This is a genomic window from Burkholderia sp. BCC0322 (genome assembly GCF_902833045.1).
Taxonomy (GTDB): Bacteria; Pseudomonadota; Gammaproteobacteria; order Burkholderiales; family Burkholderiaceae; genus Burkholderia.
The window spans coordinates 265,838-282,662 of the sequence record NZ_CADFDU010000009.1; the positions used below are offsets into that span (position 1 = coordinate 265,838).

The following is a 16,825-nucleotide window of genomic DNA, read 5'->3' on the forward strand; positions in this document are numbered from 1 at the left end:
ATGCAAGATTTGCTGCAAGCGTTGCTCGGTTGTTGCTCCAGTTCCGCCCGCAAGCGGGCACTCCGGGGGCAGGCTGAAGTGCACGGGCCGGCCTCTCCATTTCCGGCGAGGAATCAAGGATGGACGCTCTTCTATCGGTTTCTGGCAAGGCGCTCAGGATGCGGCGGGTGGTGCGCGCCGCGTCGGGCAAGTGTCTGATGGTGCCGCTCGACCATTCGCTCGCGGACGGGCCCATCGCCCATCCGCAGCAGTTGCGGCAACTGGTTGGCGACATCGCCGCGCACGGCGGCGACGCGATCGTCGTGCATCGCGGCCGCGCGCGTTTCCTGTCGCCCGACGTGCTGAGCGATCTCGCGCTCGTGGTGCACCTGAACGGCTGCACGCGCTACGCGGAGGACGCGAACGCGAAGACGCTGTTCGCGAGCGTCGAGGATGCGCTGGCATGCGGCGCGGACGCGGTCAGCGTGCACGTGAATCTCGGCTCGAAAACGGAAAGCCAGCAACTGCTCGACCTGAGCCGCATCGCGACCGAGTGTGCGCGCTGGTCGCTGCCGCTGCTCGCGATGATCTATCCGCGCGGCCCGGGCCTCGGCGATCGTCCGCAGACCGAACTGATTGCCCACGCGGCGAACGTCGCGGCGGATCTCGGCGCCGACATCGTCAAGCTGCCGTACAGCGGCGACGCCGCGAGCATGGCCGACATCATCGCCGGCTCGTCGCTGCCGGTGCTGGTCGCGGGCGGCGCGAAGCTGCCGGAAGACGAGTTCGTCGCGTTCACGTCGCGCGTGATGCACGCGGGGGCGCTCGGCATTGCAGCCGGTCGCAACGTGTTCGCCGCGCCGAAAGCCGCACCGCTGATCCGCCGCCTGTCCGATGCCGTGCACGGCGTCGACCGGCGCGCCGCGCACCTGGCCGCCTGAGCCGGTGCGCCGGGCCGTCGCGCCCGGTTTCTTTCGATCATCGAGGGTTTCCATGTATCGCTATCCGTGGATCGACCTGCGCGCGCTCGGCGCGCAGGCAGGCGCCGTCGCGGCCGACGCAGCGAGGGCCGGCGCGTGCCGCTTCGTGGTGGCCGAGGCCGCGCGCGACACGTGCGCGCCCGCCGTGGCCGCGCAACTGGCCGTTTCGACGGCGGGCGTCGCGACGCTGGTCGACGACGCGCATGCGCCGCTCGCCGGCGTTCGCGTGAGGATCGACGGCGCGGCCGATTTCGACGCCGCGCGCACCGCGATCGCGCGGCACGCGCTCGTGCTGCTCGACTACGCGCTCGCGACCACCGTGCCGCTCGAGCGCCTGCTCGCGAGTGTCCGCGATGCCGCGTGCCGCATCGTCGTGTCGCTGGCCGATCCGCACGGCGCGGCCTACCTCGCGCGCAAGCATGCGCAGTCGCCGGTCGACATCGCGTTCGCACCGCGCGATGCGGCCGCGTTGCGCGGCGTGCTGGCTGCCTGCGGCGAGCTGCGTCCGCGCGAGCCGCTGAAGCTGAAGACGTTCGAGGTGCAGCGCGTCGAGCCGCTCGGCGCCGGGCTGCATGCGGTGATCGACGGCTGTTCGCAGCTGGACGGCGAAGAGTGCGTGCTGGCCGGCGCGAGCGCGACCAGCATGCTGCTGGTCGTCGCGGCCGGCGCCGCGCACCCGCCTGGCCAGCCGCTCACGTTCGGCATCGACGCGGGCTCGGCCGAATCGTTCGTGTTCTGCGGCGGCGACCGCGCGCGCCAGCTTTCGCTGCTGCGTTCCGGCGAGCGGATCCTGACGGTCGGCGCGGCAGGCGACACGCGCGCGATCGTGGTCGGCCGCGTGCGGATCGAATCCGCGCCGCTCGTCGCGCTGCACACGCGCAGCGCATCCGGCGCGAACACGCGCGTCGTGATGCGCGGCGACCGTGCGGTGCAGTTCCGGACCGACGACGGCGCGCGCGTCGGTCTCGCCGATGTCGCGCCCGGTGTCCGGCTTGCCGGCTACGAACCGGGCGCCGGCTGGGTGGATTGCCGGATGAGGGCCGCCGCGTCGCGTTTGGCCGTTTCCGTCAGCCGCTAGTTTCATCCTGTCATTCAACCTGCGTTATCCCCTTTCGAAGGAGATTGGCCTTGAAGAAGCTTTCCTGGATTGACCTGCGCAACATCGGCGAGCTCGCGGACGAGATCACCGAGGAAGCGCTGCATGTCGGCGTGTCCGCATTCGTCGTGAAGGATGCGGAGCAGGCCGGCCGGCTGCCGCCGAGCGCGCGCAAGGTCGCGGTCGTCGATCGGCAGCCGGCCGATGCCGCGCTGCTCGAGCAGGTGCAGATCGTCCTCGTGAAGGATGGCCTGCCGGTCGATTTCGCGGTGCCGGACGGCGTCGAACTCGGCGTGTTCATCGAGGTGACGGGCGAGGCGACGCTCACCCGTGCGTGCGAGCTGTCGACGTCCACGCCGTGGCTGCTCGTCGAATTCCTGCAGGACCCGAGCAAGATCCCGCTCGAGATCCTGCTGGCGGCCGCCGATCGAGCGACGGGCGAGCTGATCACCGTCGTCGCCGACCTGGAGGATGCGGAGGTCACGCTGAACGTGCTGCAGCGCGGCCCCGAAGGCGTGCTGTTCACGCCGACGCAGGTCGGGCAGGCCACGCAACTGGTGTCGATCTGCAGCGACACGGTCGAGGATCTGCAGCTCGAGGAAATCGAGATCGTGGGGCTCACGCACCTGGGGCCGGGCGAACGCGTGTGCGTCGATACCTGCTCGCGCTTCGAGCAGGACGAGGGCATCCTCGTCGGCTCGTATTCGACCGGCATGATCCTCATCAGCAGCGAGACGCACCCGCTGCCGTACATGCCGACGCGCCCGTTCCGCGTGAACGCGGCCGCGCTCCATTCGTACGTCGTCGCGCCGGACAACCGCACGCGCTATCTCGCCGAGCTCGAATCGGGCGCGGAGATTCTTGCCGTCAACGTGCAGGGCAAGGCGCGCCGCGTCGTGGTCGGGCGCGCGAAGGTCGAGACGCGTCCGCTGCTGCTGATCGAGGCGAAGAATGCCGCCAATCGCGCGATCAACATCATCGCGCAGGACGACTGGCACGTGCGCGTGCTCGGGCCGAAGGGCAGCGTGCACAACATCACGGAGCTCAAGCGCGGCGACCGCATCCTCGGCTACACGCTCGATGCGCAGCGCCACGTCGGCTACCCGATCCGGGAGTTCCTGCACGAGCAGTGATCCGCATGCTTCATTGACGATGCGATCGCCCGGTGCGTCACGCGCCGGCGCGGTCGATTCATGTTCAGGAGTACTTTATGGAAAATGCGGCAAAACAGGTGCTGGACACGCTGTTCGGACGGTGGCGCAGCCGGATCCTGTATGCGGGCACGCGGCTCGGCGTGTTCGATGCGGTCACGACGGACGCGCCGGTGTCGTCGGCCGCGCTCGCAGCGAAGCTCGACGTCGACGAGCCGCTGCTGTATCGGTTGCTGCGCGCGCTTGCGTCGCTCGGCCTGCTCGACGAGGATACGCGCCGCGGCTTCCGGGCCACCGCGTCGGGGGCGCTGCTGCATGCGGACGCCCCGAGTACGCTGCGCGATTTCGTGCTGCTGCAGGAAGGCCCCGAGCACTACGCGATCTGGGCGCACCTGCCCGACATGGTGCGCGAGGGACAGCAGAACGGCTTCATCCGCGAGTTCGGCGCGATGGCATTCGACTATGCGAAGGACCACGAACGCTACCGCACCGATTTCAAGCGCGCGATGTCGAGCTTCTCGACCGTGCAGTCGGAACAGGTCGTCGATGCGCTGCGCGACGTCACGTTCGCGCCGGGCACGCATGCGTGCGACATCGGCGGCGGCCAGGGGCACATGCTGTGCAGCCTGCTGCGGCGTTTTCCCTCACTGACCGGCGTCGTGTTCGACCTGCCCGAAGTGATCGACGGCGATGCGGATGACTGGGCGCAGCGGATGGGCGTGAGCACACGCTGCAGCAAGGCGGGCGGCAACATGTTCGATGCGGTGCCGGCGGCCGACGTCTATCTGCTGAAGCTGATCTTGCATGACTGGAACGACGACGAGTGCGTGGCGATCCTCAAGCGGGCACGCGAAAGCGCCCGGGACGGCGCGCGCGTGTTCGTGATCGAACGGGTCGTGCCGGCGCCGGGCGTCGCGCATTTCTCGAAGCTCTACGACATCCACATGATGTGCTGGGGCAGCGGCTGCGAGCGCACGCGCGACGAATACGACGCGTTGCTCGGCGCCGCCGGCTGGCGGCCCGCCGGGGTACGCGCCGCGCCGGACGGGCAGATCGACGTGATCGAGGCCGTCGCGGCGTAGCGCGGGCCGGGCGCGTCAGGCGGCGGGCGTCTCGCGGGTCTCGAGCCAGGTCATCTGGGGCTTGAGGATCGCGAGCGTGGCGCGAACCGCCTTGTTCTCGTCGCGTTGTTCGATCGCGTCGAGCACCGCCTGGTGCGCCCGCATGTCCGGCTCGGGAATCTCGGCCTCGTCGAGTTCGACGAGGATGTCCTCGACGTTCGCGAGGATCGAGCCGGAGAAGTAACGATACAGCGCTTCCAGCGCGTGATTGTGCGATGCGGCGGCCACGGCGATGTGAAACGCGCGGTCGCGCTCGACGAACTTCTTCACGTCGCGCGTCGCTTCGCGCTCGCCGCGTGCCTTCAGCAGCTTGCGCAGCGTCGCGAGATCCTCGTCGGTGCGCCGGCGCGCCGCGTAGCGCGCGCATTCCGTTTCGAGCATGCACTGCAGCTCGAGATGGTCGCTGCGCGCGGCGCGATCGACATTGCGCATCGTCTCCGCCGGATCGACGTTGCGGCGCACATAGGTGCCGTCGCCCTGGCGCACTTCGAGCACGCCGGAATACGCGAGCGTGCGGACTGCCTCGCGCACCGTATTGCGCCCGACTTCGAGCTGCTTCGCGAGATCGAGCTCGGTCGGAATGCGCTGACCGACGCGCCAGATGCCGGAAGTGATATTGGATTTGAGGATCTCGATCGCCGAATCGACGAGCGAGTGTCGGATGGCCGGGGGCAGGCTTGACATTGCGTGTTTCGCTTGAAACTTGAGGGTGTCGCTATCCTATCATCCGATCATTCGTTTGGTCGTTCAGGATAACGATATTCAAACGTGACATTTTGTTAACGTCAGACGAATAAATCTTCGGCCGATCGATGCGTGCCGCACATTCGTCGATTGCGTCCACCGGCATTTACCCGCGCCGCGCCGGCGTAAATGATTCCCATTCGCTGTTCAGTCGAGGTCGCCGTTGCATGAGCGGCCCGTCTTCCTACTCGAGGGCGCGGCGTAACCGCCGACGTCCGTCTCCGCTTTCCGGATAACCCGAGATGATTCGATCACACACCGGCCGCCGTGCGCGGCCAGGATTTCCGTTGCCGCGGGCGGCGTTGCGGCGCGTGCCGGGCTGGGCGGCCGCACTGGCCTGCACGGCCGCGATGCCGGTTGCCGCCGCGGCGCAGGATGCGCCGGATGCGGGCGAGCCCGCGAATACGCAGATGCTCGCGCCGATCGTCGTCGACGGGCGGCGCGAGACGGGCGTCGGCCCCGTGCAGGGCATCGCGGCCGACGTATCGCGCGCGGGCACCAAGACCGACACGGCGATCGTCGAGGTGCCGCAGGGCCTGTCGGTCGTCACGCGTGAACAGATGGACCGGCAGGACGTGCACAGCGTCGGCGACAGCCTGCGCTACACGCCGGGCGCCTATGCGGACTCGCGCCCCGGCGGCGTGCTCGAGAGCGTGTTCCTGCGCGGCTTCGGCGGGTTCGCGGCGGCGGCGATCAATCCACAGATGCTCGACGGCCTGCCGCTGCCGAAAGGCGTGAACTGGGCCGCGAGCGTCGTCGATCCGTGGACGCTCGAACGCATCGACTTATTGCGCGGCCCGGCGTCGGTGCTGTACGGACAGGCGAGCCCCGGCGGCATCGTCGACATGGTCAGCAAGCGGCCGACGCGCGATGCGCAGCGCCTGCTTGCCGTGCAGACCGGCAACCGCGATCGCGGGCAGCTTGCATTCGATTTCAGCGGGCCCGTGACGCAGGACGGCACGTGGCGCTACCGGCTCGACGGCCTCGCACGCCGGGCCGACGAGCAGATCGACTATTCGCGACAGCAGCGGATCGTCGTCGCGCCGTCGCTGACGTGGCAGCCGAACGCCGATACGCGTTTCACGCTGCTGGGGTCGTTCCAGCGCGATCCCCACAACAACTTCGCGGGCTGGCTGCCGGCCCTCGGCACGCTTTGGCCGGATGCGGGACGGCGGATTCCGACACACTTCTTTCCGGGGCTGCCCGGTTTCGACACGTATGACCGCACGCAGGCAATGATCGGCTATGCGTTCGAGCATCGTTTCGATTCGACGTGGAAGGTCCGGCAGAACGTGCGCTACACGCATCTCGATGTCGACTTCGCGGGTGCGGCCGTCAACTTCATTGCGCCGTATCTGGCGCCGGGCGTGCTGAATCGTTCGCTGTCGTGGTCGCGCGAGCACGTGAACCATCTCGCGCTCGACAACCAGGCCGAGATGCGCGTGATGACGGGGCCGGTCGAGCATACGGTGCTGGCCGGGCTGTCGTATGAGCATGCGGTGGCGAACCTCGTCGGGTCGGGTTTCGGTGCGGCGCCGCCGCTCGATACGCGCGCGCCCGATTACGGGCAGCCGTATGCGGTGCCGCCGGTCGCGCAGCAGACGCGTCAGACGCCTGACCGGATCGGCGTCTATCTGCAGGATCAGGTGCGCTGGAATCGGTGGGTCTTTACGCTCGGCGGGCGCGAGGAGTGGTCGCGCACGACGACCGATGACCTGCTGCGATCCGCGAGCGTGCGGCAGAGCACGCGGGCGTTCACGGGGCGTGCGGGAGCGGTCTATCTGTTCGATAGCGGTTTCGCGCCGTACATGAGCTATTCGACGTCGTTCGAACCGGCACTCGGCACGCGCTTCGATGGCCAGCCGTTCACGCCGACGAAGGCGAAGCAGTTCGAGGTCGGGCTGCGTTATCAGTCGCCGGATCGGCGGCAGAACGTGTCGATCGCGGCGTTCGATATTCGCCAGCGCAATGTGCTGACTGCGGATCCCGAGCATCCGTTCTTCAGCGTGCAGACGGGGGAGGTGCGATCGCGCGGGATCGAGCTGGAAGGGCGTGCGCGCGTGTGGAAGCAACTGGATGTGATTGCCGCGTACACGTATCTCGACACGACGGTGCAGGCCGATACGGATCCGGCTGTCGTCGGCAAGCGCGTGGCGGCGGTGCCGCGCCATCTCGCGTCGCTGTGGCTGGATTACGCGGTCGATCGGCCCGGGTTGCGCGGGTTGAAGGTCGGTGGCGGTGTGCGTTATGTCGGGCGCAGCGCGGGTGACAACGTCAATACGTTCGATGTGCCGGCTGTCGTGCTGTTCGATCTTGGGCTGTCGTATGACCTTGGCGTTGAGCGGCCCGCGTGGAAGGGGTGGCGCGTTGCAGCGCACGTGAACAACCTGTTCGACCGGACTTATGTGTCGTCGTGTTTTTCGGCGGGCGGGTGTTTCTATGGCACGCGGTTGATGGTGACGGGGGATGTGAGTTACCGGTGGTGATGGCGGGTGACGATCGCGATGCCGGTGCGGCCGGCTGTGCGCGTGCGGTTGTCCCGACCGCGCCGCCGCCCGGATACACTGATGCCTTCGCCGTATGTGTCGCGGCAGCGTGGGCCGTCGCGTCGGCCGCGGATTCGTGGAGAAATCACCCATGAGCATCGTCGTTCGTCGAAACCGGATCGCCATCCGCCTGTGTCGGGTGCTGGTCTCGGGCGCGTTGATCGCTTCCGTTGTCGGCTGCACGTCGACGGCGGTCGAAGACACGTCCATCGCGCCGGATCTGCATGAAACCGTCGTCAAGATCCCGGTCGACGAAGGGGCGGGCACGCGCGACATCGTCGCCACCACCTACCTGCCGGACGGCCCCGGGCCCTTTCCGCTGATCGTGCTGAGCCACGGCAGCCCGCCCGATCCGCGCGACCGGCCGAAGGTGGGCCGCTACCGCGCGTTGCCGCAGATCCGGACGTTCGTGCAACTCGGTTTCGCGGTCATTGTGCCGATCCGCCGCGGGTACGGGGCGACGGGCGGGGTCGATGAAGAGGATGCGGGTTCGTGCAGGCATCCCGACTACCTTGCTGCGGGCCAGCAGGCCGCGCGCGATGTGTTGGCGGCCGTGCGGTATGGGCAGACGTTGCCGCAGGTGGATCGAAACCGCGTCGTGCTGGTCGGGCAGTCGGCGGGTGGTTTTGCTTCGCTGGCGGCGGCCAGCTACGCGCCGCAAGGGGTGGTCGCGGTGGTGAACTTCTCGGGTGGACGTGGGGGGAATCCGACGACTCATCCCGGGATGCCGTGCGATCCGAAGCAGATGGCCGATACGATCGGGCATTTTGCGAGTACGACGAGGGTGCCGGTGCTCTGGCATTACGTGCAGAACGACAGGTATTTTGCGCCGGAGGTTGTGGCGACCTGGTTTGCCGCGTTTCAGGGGGCGGGGGGGCGCGGGCAGATGATTGTCGAGCCGCCGTACGGCAAGAACGGGCACGGGATGTTTTCGGTCAAGGAGGCGATACCGATCTGGTTGCCGCACTTTGAGCAGTTTGTCGGGCCGTTGGTGGCGATGAAGTAGGGGGGAGGCTGGGCACGCATCCGGTCTGATCCGGGGAGACCGAATCGGGCCTGTCTACATCGGTGGGACAGGCCCCCGGATATCAAGCCGCACGACTCATGCGCAGCGCCCGCCACTCACCGAGCGTTTTATCGATCGAGGACTTGTCGTGCCCACTCAATGTCAGCGTGTCTTCGACGACACTGTCGAAAAACTCCAAGGACTCGGCGTTGTGTCGGCTTACCAGTTCGAACGCTGTCGCAAGATTGGGTGGGGCGCTGGATAGTCGCTCGATTTTTACGAGCACATGCTTGGGCATCAATCTGCCTCCGACACCCGTGACAAACTCGCTAATCTCGCGCGCTTGCTCTTGAGAAACATGACCATCCACGGCAACGCAGGCCAGGCCGATAGCATGGGTCGATACGATAAGTTCGAAGTACTCTTCCAAGTTGTTGGTCCTCTCAAACACCGCCGCCACCGCAGCCTCCAGCTTTGTCTGTCGGGCTCGCATTTCGGCAGCAGCATCGGGCGTGGGGCCCGGCTCCTTGGCGGTCTGGCGCTTAGGCAAGACCGCGTCGGTCGCAGAGGCATAAGCGTTCCTGGCGATGGCTGCGCTCACCGCTGCCCAATAGCCGAATCGCCCACCCGGAACGCCAACCGGCCTCGAACTCGGCGCGTCTTGGGAAGTGGCGTCCTCCTGATGCATGGCCCTCCGCATGTATGCGATCTGAATGACGCAGGGGATCGTGACTCGATACGCTGCTCCACTAATACTGGGCACCATGAGGAATGCGGAGGCCGCCAGGCCGAACGGGCCAGCAAATGCACGCAAGACTGCACCGCCGCCCGCGAGCAGGATTGCCTGACCGGTCAGCGTGTATCCGATAGACGCTGCAAGCGCCCTCACGATCGCAAACGCAACGGGGCCGCCACCTTGCAAAAGGATCTGAAGCGATAGCAGCCCGCTGCCGCCCACCTTGCAAACGCCCCCAACTCCGGCCAGCAGCGCATCCTGCTCGGCTGGCGACAGCTTGCCCCATGCATCGGAGATGACCTTGTCAACCACCTCCGTCTCGATTTCAGAGACCGTTCCCTTTTTATCTGCCTTGACGTTCAGCTTTGCGCATACATCCAGCAGAATTTCTCTGTAAAGGACTCCGGTGCCGCGGACCAGGTTTGCAAGCGTGTCCCCGCCGAAGTGCTGCAGTTCACCTGCAATGGCGTCCCAGGATTTCCGGTGACGGTCGGGTTGACCCTCGGCCTTCTGGAAATCGGGATCGCTCAGTAACTCGCTTGCGCGCCTCGGCTTGCCGTCCTTGTCATGGGTCAGATAGCGCGCGAGTACGGCCAGGTCCTCCTCCGAACTGTATTTCAGAAACGTCAGGTCGTTGTCCGCCCGATACTTGATACCCATTGTTGTCCTTGGTCTGTTCAGTTCTTGTCATTTGCCCACGGGCCAATGTCCGGCGAACACGCTGGCACCGGCGCAGAAATAGCCTGATGGTTTCCCCATCACGGGGTTGCCAGGGGAAAGCGGCATGCCGGTCTGGATGGGCCTCTTTCATACTTTCGCCGAGCCACGGTGCCATCGGCTCGGTATGGGGTCCGGCGCTCCGAATCGCCTCAGCCAGCGCGTGGCGCCAGCGCCTGCAACAAGCGTTCGCACTCCGCCATGGACGCTTCGGTGTCTGCCTTCAGCATGTTTCCCACCTGTTCGTCGCGCATGGCTGCTTCGGCGCCGAACAGATCGAGATGATCCAGCGTAAGCGCACACAGGAGTGTCGCGATAGCGACGAGAGAGCCAACAATGACCGCGCCGGCAACGTCGGCGATAAGGCCCAGTCCGATTGCCTGGAGCTGGCGCACCAGAACCTCTTCAACGGCAACCCCGCCAATCACCAGCGCGCCCCCAAACGCGAGCTTTGACGCTTCGTGCATGGCCTGCTGGTAGGTCATGCCCTCCGGCCGCACGATGATCGTCTTGAACGCGCGGAACATCGAAAACACACCTTCCCGAACCATTCTCCCGACGCGCTTGTGCGTGGTGACGAAGGCATTGATCACGACCGTGGCAAGGTTTGAGATGAACCCTGAAAGTGCGCCTTGAAGGCCGTGCGACAGGAATTCCTTCCACCTGGAGATGACACGGTCGCGGACGCGTCCGAATCGCACCTTGAAGTTGATGTCCTTGCGACCGTTGCGATACCAGTCCTGGATTTCGTCGACGAGTGCGACGAGAAACTCCGCAACGGCCGCGCCGATCATCTGTTGCCCCCCCATCTTGGCGCCTTCGGCAAGCCCGCTGCCAAGCACGTTGAGCGCAAATTTTTCGCTGGTGTAGTACTTGCGATTGACCTCTCCGTCCCGGTCCTTCCGCGCCTTTTCATCTAGCTCCCGGGCGCGGGTTTCATCGACGCTTGCCTGCTCCTTGAGCTTGCCGAGTTCCTTGTGTTCCTTGTCGGAGAGTTCGGGTTTCGAGGCAAGTACCTCGATTCGCGCGTCTCGTGATTCCTTCTGCTCGTCCAGCCACACCAGGTACGCCGACATGCTCTTGTCCTTCTTCGACGTGTTGATCGAAAAATGTGTGGGAGCCAGATTGTCGGGGCGATTTGCCATGTCCGTGTGGTCCAACTCCGCAAGCGTAATGCCCGCGTCGTCGTGCGTTTCTTTCGCCGAGACCACGTGGTCGAGTTGCTTCTGTTTGTGTCGGAGAACCTTGCCCGTGACGGCATCCGTTGCCGTGCCGGCCTTCACGCCTGCCGACGTCTCGGCGTTCTTGGCTTTGTAATCCGCGTGGGTGTGGTACGGCGTCGGGTCATACTCATCCCGGCTCTCGTGTTTTTCCCGCTCGGCGTCCGTTGCCCAGACGCCGTTGCGCACGTTGTGAACCGTGTCGACATTTCCACCGCGCTTGTCATATGCGCTGATGAACTTGCCGAGCCCGAACGGGCCGACAATCGACTGAATCACGTCCGATTTGCACTTCTCCAACGTCGCTTCGAGTCGATCGCGGTTGTAGAGATCCGTTACCTCTTTCAGGATTGCGTCAACTTCCGCTGAGTGCACGCAGAGGTCAGGCATGACAAACACATCCGTCCCGAGCGTCGCGAGAAGGGCCTCATCCACTTGACCGTCTGTCGATGATTCCGGAACGGGTGTCCCGTTGGCAAGCTCGGGGCTCCGCTCCCGGCTCGTCAGAGCCTTGCGTCGCTGGAATCTATCTACGCTAGTCGACATTCATAGTTCTCCAACCAAGCCAGATCTCCGGCGAGAAACACCGGTCCATGGTTCATCGCTTACTGCCGGAGGGCTCCACCGAAAGCGAGAGGAAGCTGCTTGTCGGGGAAGCGCCGCATCTCGGCAAATTCTGCTCACTGCTCTTTCTCGAGAGGCTTGCAGATCACGGGGGCGAAAACGTACACACCTATATCGACCGCCTCCAAGACATCTTTAGCCCGTGATCAGGCCATGCTTCGTGCTTAACCGCATCCGAAGGTCAAGGCGTGGCTGGCGGCACGCCCCCGCTGGCACATGCATTTCATTCCTACCTACAGTTCGTGGCTCAACCAGGTCGAACGCTTCTTTGCGTTGATCACCGACAAAGCGATCCGGAGAGGCTCGTTCGGCTCGGTCAAACAACTGATCAAGCGAATCGATCACTTTGTCTCCCACTACAACGAAAACTGCAAACCGTTCGTCTGGACCGCGTCAGCCGATTCCATCCTCGAAAAGCTGCATCGACTTTGCTCGCGAATCAGCGGAACGGGACACTAGCCAGTTCCGCTCGGTGCGGCTTGCTGCTGATCAGCGTCTTGAAGATCGGGCCGATGGCTTCGTGTTATGGGCGACAGTGGCGCCTTCCGTGGCGCTGCGCCATCTGCTGTTGCAGCATGCGCCTTCGGTCGAGGTGATTTCTCCGCCAGAATTGCGCGAGGAAATCGCGGAGTTGCTGGATGTGACGCTCCGGCGCTATAGGGCTCCGGTGACTCCCGCCGCGGAGCGCGGCGATTGAAGTTCGAGCCGCTCGGTCCGGCAGCAAGGATACTGATACGTCGCGGTGAAACTGCCCGTGTCGGTTATTCCGTTTCCCCGCTTCATTCCGCACCAGACTTGCGCTGGCGCTAATAGCGCCGGCAATATACCTGATCCTGACATATAGGTTCCTCCAGCTAATATGCTCACTGCCTTTGAACTCGCAGGTTTTGTTGCTGCGCATGCTGTTTGGTGTGTCTCCGATACGGACGGCCTTGTTCCCATGGCCGCGTTCCGGACCGACGATGGTCAGCGTAGACTTGAACGACTCGTATTCGACGATTCAGGGGTTGCGGTTGAGCATGGCCGGAAGCTTCTTGAGAGCGCACCATTCAGCGCGAGCGACGGCGTGCTGGCGTACGACGGCCGGATAGCGATTCCGGAAGGCAAAAAGCTTGATGCGATCATTCTGGAAGCGCGTGCCTATGCTTTCCCGTGGGCAAAAGCAGCGATTGCGGTGGCGTACACCCCGAAGAGCACCGGCAACTTCCGTGTTCACAAGCCAAAGCTCGTCTTATGGGACAAGTGTGATGACTTTGATATGGGCGCCGCCATCGAGTCATTCTTCAACGGCATTGCTTCCCATGAGCAGGGCGCGAAGGTTTGGAACGATGCATTGGACGAGAGCAGGTAGGAATCGCCATTTGCTGTTCGTCACGGCCGGTACCTGGTCGAGCGGCTAGCCGTCGCTCGCGAACCCGGCAACTGGCCTCTCGGCTTGCGGGAGGGCCACAGGTTGGTCAAGGCCGGGATCGATGAGATGTGAGAGAAGAGATGTTCCGTCATTCAATCGCGGGAGAAAGGTATCCATGCTGAGTCGACTGTTATCGCCAATTGCAGTGCTGATGCTCGCCGGATGTGCTGCTACACCAAGTAGCCCTCCGCCATCCGCGTCTTCGCAAGGGAATGTTTCCATTGCTATTTCCAGTACCGTGCCAACCTCAAACTATTTGCCGGAACAATCGGCCATAGCGCCCGGTACAAAATATGTTGTCGTTCAGCCCGGCGGTGGAAGTATTCTGCTCGGACCGATTCTTGGCAGCATGAACATCTCTGCAAATACAAGGGCGATGGTCGATGAATACAACGGCTCGGTGTTTCTGGTTGACCCCGAGCCCGTGGCTTTGGAGGCGATACGTCAGGCTGGACTCCTCGTGGACGGCAAGGCGGCACTGTATACGGTCGAACCATTCGTTTTTATGCAGCACTGCGATGACGGCAGGTTCCGGCTATCGTTGGTGTTTCACGCGCATGACAATTCCAGCCCTTCGCCATGGGTGGGGCGTTACATTTATGATCTGCCCACGTCGTATGGCGAGTCCCAGCTAAAGTCGTTGAGTTCGAGAGACCTGGCGAACTATCGTGCAGAACTTTCCGGCGGTGCGGCAGCATTGTCGGATTTGATGCAAAGGGATTTGAATGGAAAGCTGCCAACGAGGGGGAAACCGGTGAACTTCGGTTCGCTATACATCGTTGGTAGCAAACTTGGCGGCATGGGAATCTATACTCCGCCCCAGGCGATTCATTTCTCCGGTCAGCTGATCGAAGAGACAGATTCCTATGTGACGGTTCGGCTTGACGGTCACATGCACAATACGCTTCTGGGGGGCGGACTGGCCTTCGGCGTACATCGCACGAGCAGAAAGCTTGTCCATACGTTGACTTCGGCGGGGTAACAGGAGCGACTCATGGCCAGAACAGTCGTGCGGATGTTCGTGTCGACCGGCCACGACTGGCCGGGTACCGTCAATGGGCAACGATTCCCGGAATTGCTAAAAACCGAAACCTGTTGCCTTGAGCGTGATCCGCGCAATGAAAATAAAGGCCGTGTTCTTCGACGTCGGCGCAACGTTGGTCGATGAAACCCGCGACTGGAATGAGTGGGCCGACTATCTCGGCGTTTCGCGCCGCGCGTTTCACACGTCCCTCCGGGCAGTGATCGAACGCGGTGAGCCTCACCGCAGGGTGTTCGACCTCGTGAGGCCCGGTGTCGACTTCGCCACGTTGCGTCACGAACGCGAGTCGACCGGGAGTGCCTACACGGTGACCGCGGAAGATCTCTACCCCGACGTCGTGCCGTGCCTGAAATGGTTGCGCGAAGCCGGAATTCTGGTCGGCATTGCTGGGAATCAGCCCGTCGAAACGGAACGTGCACTTCGTGCGCTCGGCGTGCCGGCGGATATCGTCGCATCATCCGCATCCTGGGGTGTCGAAAAGCCGGACGTGCGCTTTTTCGAGCGCATCATTGCCGAGACGGACGGGTTCGATCCGTCGCAGATCGCCTACGTCGGCGATCGACTCGACAACGATGTCGATCCGGCGCGCCAGGCAGGCATGGTTGCGGTGTTTTTGCGGCGCGGCCCGTGGGCACGGATCCAGTTGCGCTCAGGACGGTTCGAGACCCCGCCCCACGTCATAGACGATCTTTCTTCACTTCCGGTTTTTTTGCGCGGGATTTAAGCGCTCTCCGACCTCCGCGTGATCGTTTCCACACAAGGTGCTTCCCGGCTTCGGGCCGGAATTGCCAGCAGGCGCGCGACACGCATCGTGGATCAAGGTAAACCCGTAGCCCGAAAGCCGCCGCGCAAACCTGCCCATCTCGACCGCACCATCCCGACGACGCGGCACACCGTTTGCTCGCCAATTCCCCAAACCCGCCGATCCGGTCCACGCTCAAACCCACGTCCAGCCAGCCTTTCCCCGCCCCCCCAAAAGATCCCGTGGCCGATTTTGTCACCACATGGGCCGGATATGACAATAAGAATCGCCCGCCACAGCATTACGATGCCTCACGTCGTCGCCTGGGCCTGAGCCGGTTTTCCCGCCTCGAGCCCCATAGCGCCCCACATACCCCGTCTGATTGGAACATCGACCATGAGCTATCACGCCCCCGTCAAGGACATGCTGTTCGTGCTGAAGGAACTGGCCGGCATCGAGGCCGTTGCGCAGTTGCCGGGCTTCGAGGATGCCGGCTACGACACGGCGCAGGCCGTGCTCGACGAATCCGCGAAATTCTGCGGCGAGGTGCTGGCGCCGCTGAACGTCGAAGGCGACCGCAATCCGAGCAGCTGGAAGGACGGCGTCGTGACCGCGACGCCGGGCTTCGGCGAAGCGTTCCGCCAGTTCGTCGAAGGCGGCTGGCAGGGGCTGCAGCATCCGGCCGAGTACGACGGCCAGGGGCTGCCGAAGCTGATCGCGACGCCGTGCATCGAGATGCTGAACGCGTCGAACTTGTCGTTCGCGCTGTGCCCGCTGCTCACCGACGGCGCGATCGAGGCGCTGCTGACGGCCGGCACCGACGAGCAGAAGCAGCGCTACGTGCCGAAGCTGATCTCGGGCGAATGGACCGGCACGATGAACCTGACCGAGCCGCAGGCGGGCTCCGATCTGGCGCTGGTGCGCTCGCGCGCGGAGCCGCAGGGCGACGGCACGTACAAAGTGTTCGGCACGAAGATCTTCATCACGTGGGGCGAGCACGACATGGCGGACAACATCGTCCACCTGGTGCTGGCGCGCACGCCGAGCGCGCCGGAAGGCGTGAAGGGCATCTCGCTGTTCATCGTGCCGAAGTTCCTGGTCAACGACGACGGCTCGCTGGGCGCGCGCAACGACGTGCACTGCGTGTCGATCGAGCACAAGCTCGGGATCAAGGCGAGCCCGACGGCGGTGCTGCAATATGGGGACCACGGCGGCGCGATCGGCTACCTGGTCGGCGAGGAAAACCGCGGCCTCGAATACATGTTCATCATGATGAACGCGGCGCGCTTCGGAGTCGGGATGCAGGGGATCGGCGTGGCCGACCGTGCGTACCAGAAGGCGGCGGAATTCGCGAAGGAGCGCGTGCAGAGCCGCCCGGTGGACGGTTCGGCCAAGCAGTCGGTGACGATCATCCATCACCCGGACGTGCGCCGCATGCTCGGCACGATGCGCGCGCTGACCGAAGGCGCGCGGGCGCTGGCCTACGTGGCCGCCGCGCACAGCGACATTGCCCACCGCCATTCGGACGAGGCGACGCGTGCGCGTCATCAGGCAATCTACGAGTATCTGGTGCCGGTCGTGAAGGGCTGGAGCACGGAGATGGTGAACGACGTGGCGAGCCTGGGCGTGCAGGTGCACGGCGGGATGGGTTTCATCGAGGAGACGGGCGCGGCGCAGTATTACCGCGATGCACGTATCCTGGCGATCTAC

Annotated in this window: 14 protein-coding genes and 1 pseudogene; 12 read left to right on the plus strand and 3 right to left on the minus strand. The window is 64.4% G+C overall.

Annotation, left to right across the window (positions count from 1 at the left end):
* Nucleotides 1-119 precede the first annotated feature (119 nt).
* From HWX39_RS24585 to HWX39_RS24600, 4 genes are all read left to right on the plus strand, one after another.
* Nucleotides 120-920: a 2-amino-3,7-dideoxy-D-threo-hept-6-ulosonate synthase gene (locus tag HWX39_RS24585; protein ID WP_175970382.1), complete on the plus strand. Its 801-nt coding sequence runs from the start codon at nucleotides 120-122 to the stop codon at nucleotides 918-920.
* Between the two features lie 52 nt (nucleotides 921-972).
* Nucleotides 973-2,037 carry a 3-dehydroquinate synthase II family protein gene (locus HWX39_RS24590; protein WP_175970383.1) on the plus strand — a complete coding sequence of 355 codons (1,065 nt, stop codon included), beginning with the start codon at nucleotides 973-975 and terminating at the stop codon, nucleotides 2,035-2,037.
* 50 nt (nucleotides 2,038-2,087) lie between these two features.
* Nucleotides 2,088-3,188 carry a 3-dehydroquinate synthase II family protein gene (locus tag HWX39_RS24595; RefSeq protein ID WP_175970384.1) on the plus strand — a complete coding sequence of 367 codons (1,101 nt, stop codon included), beginning with the start codon at nucleotides 2,088-2,090 and terminating at the stop codon, nucleotides 3,186-3,188.
* Nucleotides 3,189-3,265: 77 nt separating this feature from the next.
* Complete coding sequence (locus HWX39_RS24600) at nucleotides 3,266-4,288, plus strand: methyltransferase (protein ID WP_175970385.1); 1,023 nt, start codon at nucleotides 3,266-3,268, stop codon at nucleotides 4,286-4,288.
* Nucleotides 4,289-4,303: 15 nt separating this feature from the next.
* Here HWX39_RS24600 and HWX39_RS24605 read toward each other — a convergent pair whose 3' ends face one another.
* Nucleotides 4,304-5,011, minus strand: coding sequence for a FadR/GntR family transcriptional regulator (locus tag HWX39_RS24605; RefSeq protein WP_175970386.1), 708 nt, complete (start codon nucleotides 5,009-5,011; stop codon nucleotides 4,304-4,306).
* 302 nt (nucleotides 5,012-5,313) lie between these two features.
* Between HWX39_RS24605 and HWX39_RS24610 the strand changes: the two genes are divergently transcribed.
* Both HWX39_RS24610 and HWX39_RS24615 read left to right on the plus strand, forming a co-directional pair.
* Entirely contained in the window at nucleotides 5,314-7,557 is a 2,244-nt protein-coding gene (locus tag HWX39_RS24610) for a TonB-dependent siderophore receptor (RefSeq protein WP_244135087.1), read from the plus strand.
* A 151-nt stretch (nucleotides 7,558-7,708) separates the two neighbouring features.
* Nucleotides 7,709-8,623 carry an alpha/beta fold hydrolase gene (locus HWX39_RS24615; RefSeq protein ID WP_175970387.1) on the plus strand — a complete coding sequence of 305 codons (915 nt, stop codon included), beginning with the start codon at nucleotides 7,709-7,711 and terminating at the stop codon, nucleotides 8,621-8,623.
* Nucleotides 8,624-8,705: 82 nt separating this feature from the next.
* On the opposite strand, the gene HWX39_RS24620 is transcribed toward HWX39_RS24615, so the two are convergent.
* A complete protein-coding gene (locus HWX39_RS24620) occupies nucleotides 8,706-10,019 on the minus strand; it encodes a DUF3944 domain-containing protein (RefSeq protein ID WP_175970422.1) in 1,314 nt (437 codons plus the stop codon).
* A gap of 209 nt (nucleotides 10,020-10,228) precedes the next feature.
* Nucleotides 10,229-11,842, minus strand: a complete 1,614-nt coding sequence (locus HWX39_RS24625) for a hypothetical protein (protein ID WP_175970388.1) — start codon at nucleotides 11,840-11,842, stop codon at nucleotides 10,229-10,231.
* Between the two features lie 249 nt (nucleotides 11,843-12,091).
* Between HWX39_RS24625 and HWX39_RS24630 the strand changes: the two are divergent.
* The 6 genes and pseudogenes from HWX39_RS24630 to HWX39_RS24655 form a co-directional block, all read left to right on the plus strand.
* A pseudogene (locus tag HWX39_RS24630) lies at nucleotides 12,092-12,379 on the plus strand (transposase); the annotation flags it as partial.
* Nucleotides 12,267-12,617, plus strand: coding sequence for a WYL domain-containing protein (locus HWX39_RS36860; RefSeq protein WP_347879599.1), 351 nt, complete (start codon nucleotides 12,267-12,269; stop codon nucleotides 12,615-12,617). The pseudogene HWX39_RS24630 and the gene HWX39_RS36860, both read left to right, overlap by 113 nt.
* A 162-nt stretch (nucleotides 12,618-12,779) precedes the next feature.
* Nucleotides 12,780-13,271: a hypothetical protein gene (locus HWX39_RS24640; protein ID WP_175970390.1), complete on the plus strand. Its 492-nt coding sequence runs from the start codon at nucleotides 12,780-12,782 to the stop codon at nucleotides 13,269-13,271.
* Between the two features lie 175 nt (nucleotides 13,272-13,446).
* Nucleotides 13,447-14,313 (plus strand): hypothetical protein, encoded by an 867-nt coding sequence (locus tag HWX39_RS24645; RefSeq protein WP_175970391.1) that lies wholly within the window; start codon nucleotides 13,447-13,449, stop codon nucleotides 14,311-14,313.
* Between the two features lie 124 nt (nucleotides 14,314-14,437).
* Entirely contained in the window at nucleotides 14,438-15,097 is a 660-nt protein-coding gene (locus HWX39_RS24650; protein ID WP_244135092.1) for an HAD family hydrolase, read from the plus strand.
* Nucleotides 15,098-15,511: 414 nt separating this feature from the next.
* The coding region (locus tag HWX39_RS24655; RefSeq protein WP_175970393.1) for an acyl-CoA dehydrogenase family protein at nucleotides 15,512-16,825 on the plus strand (1,314 nt) is incomplete at its 3' end.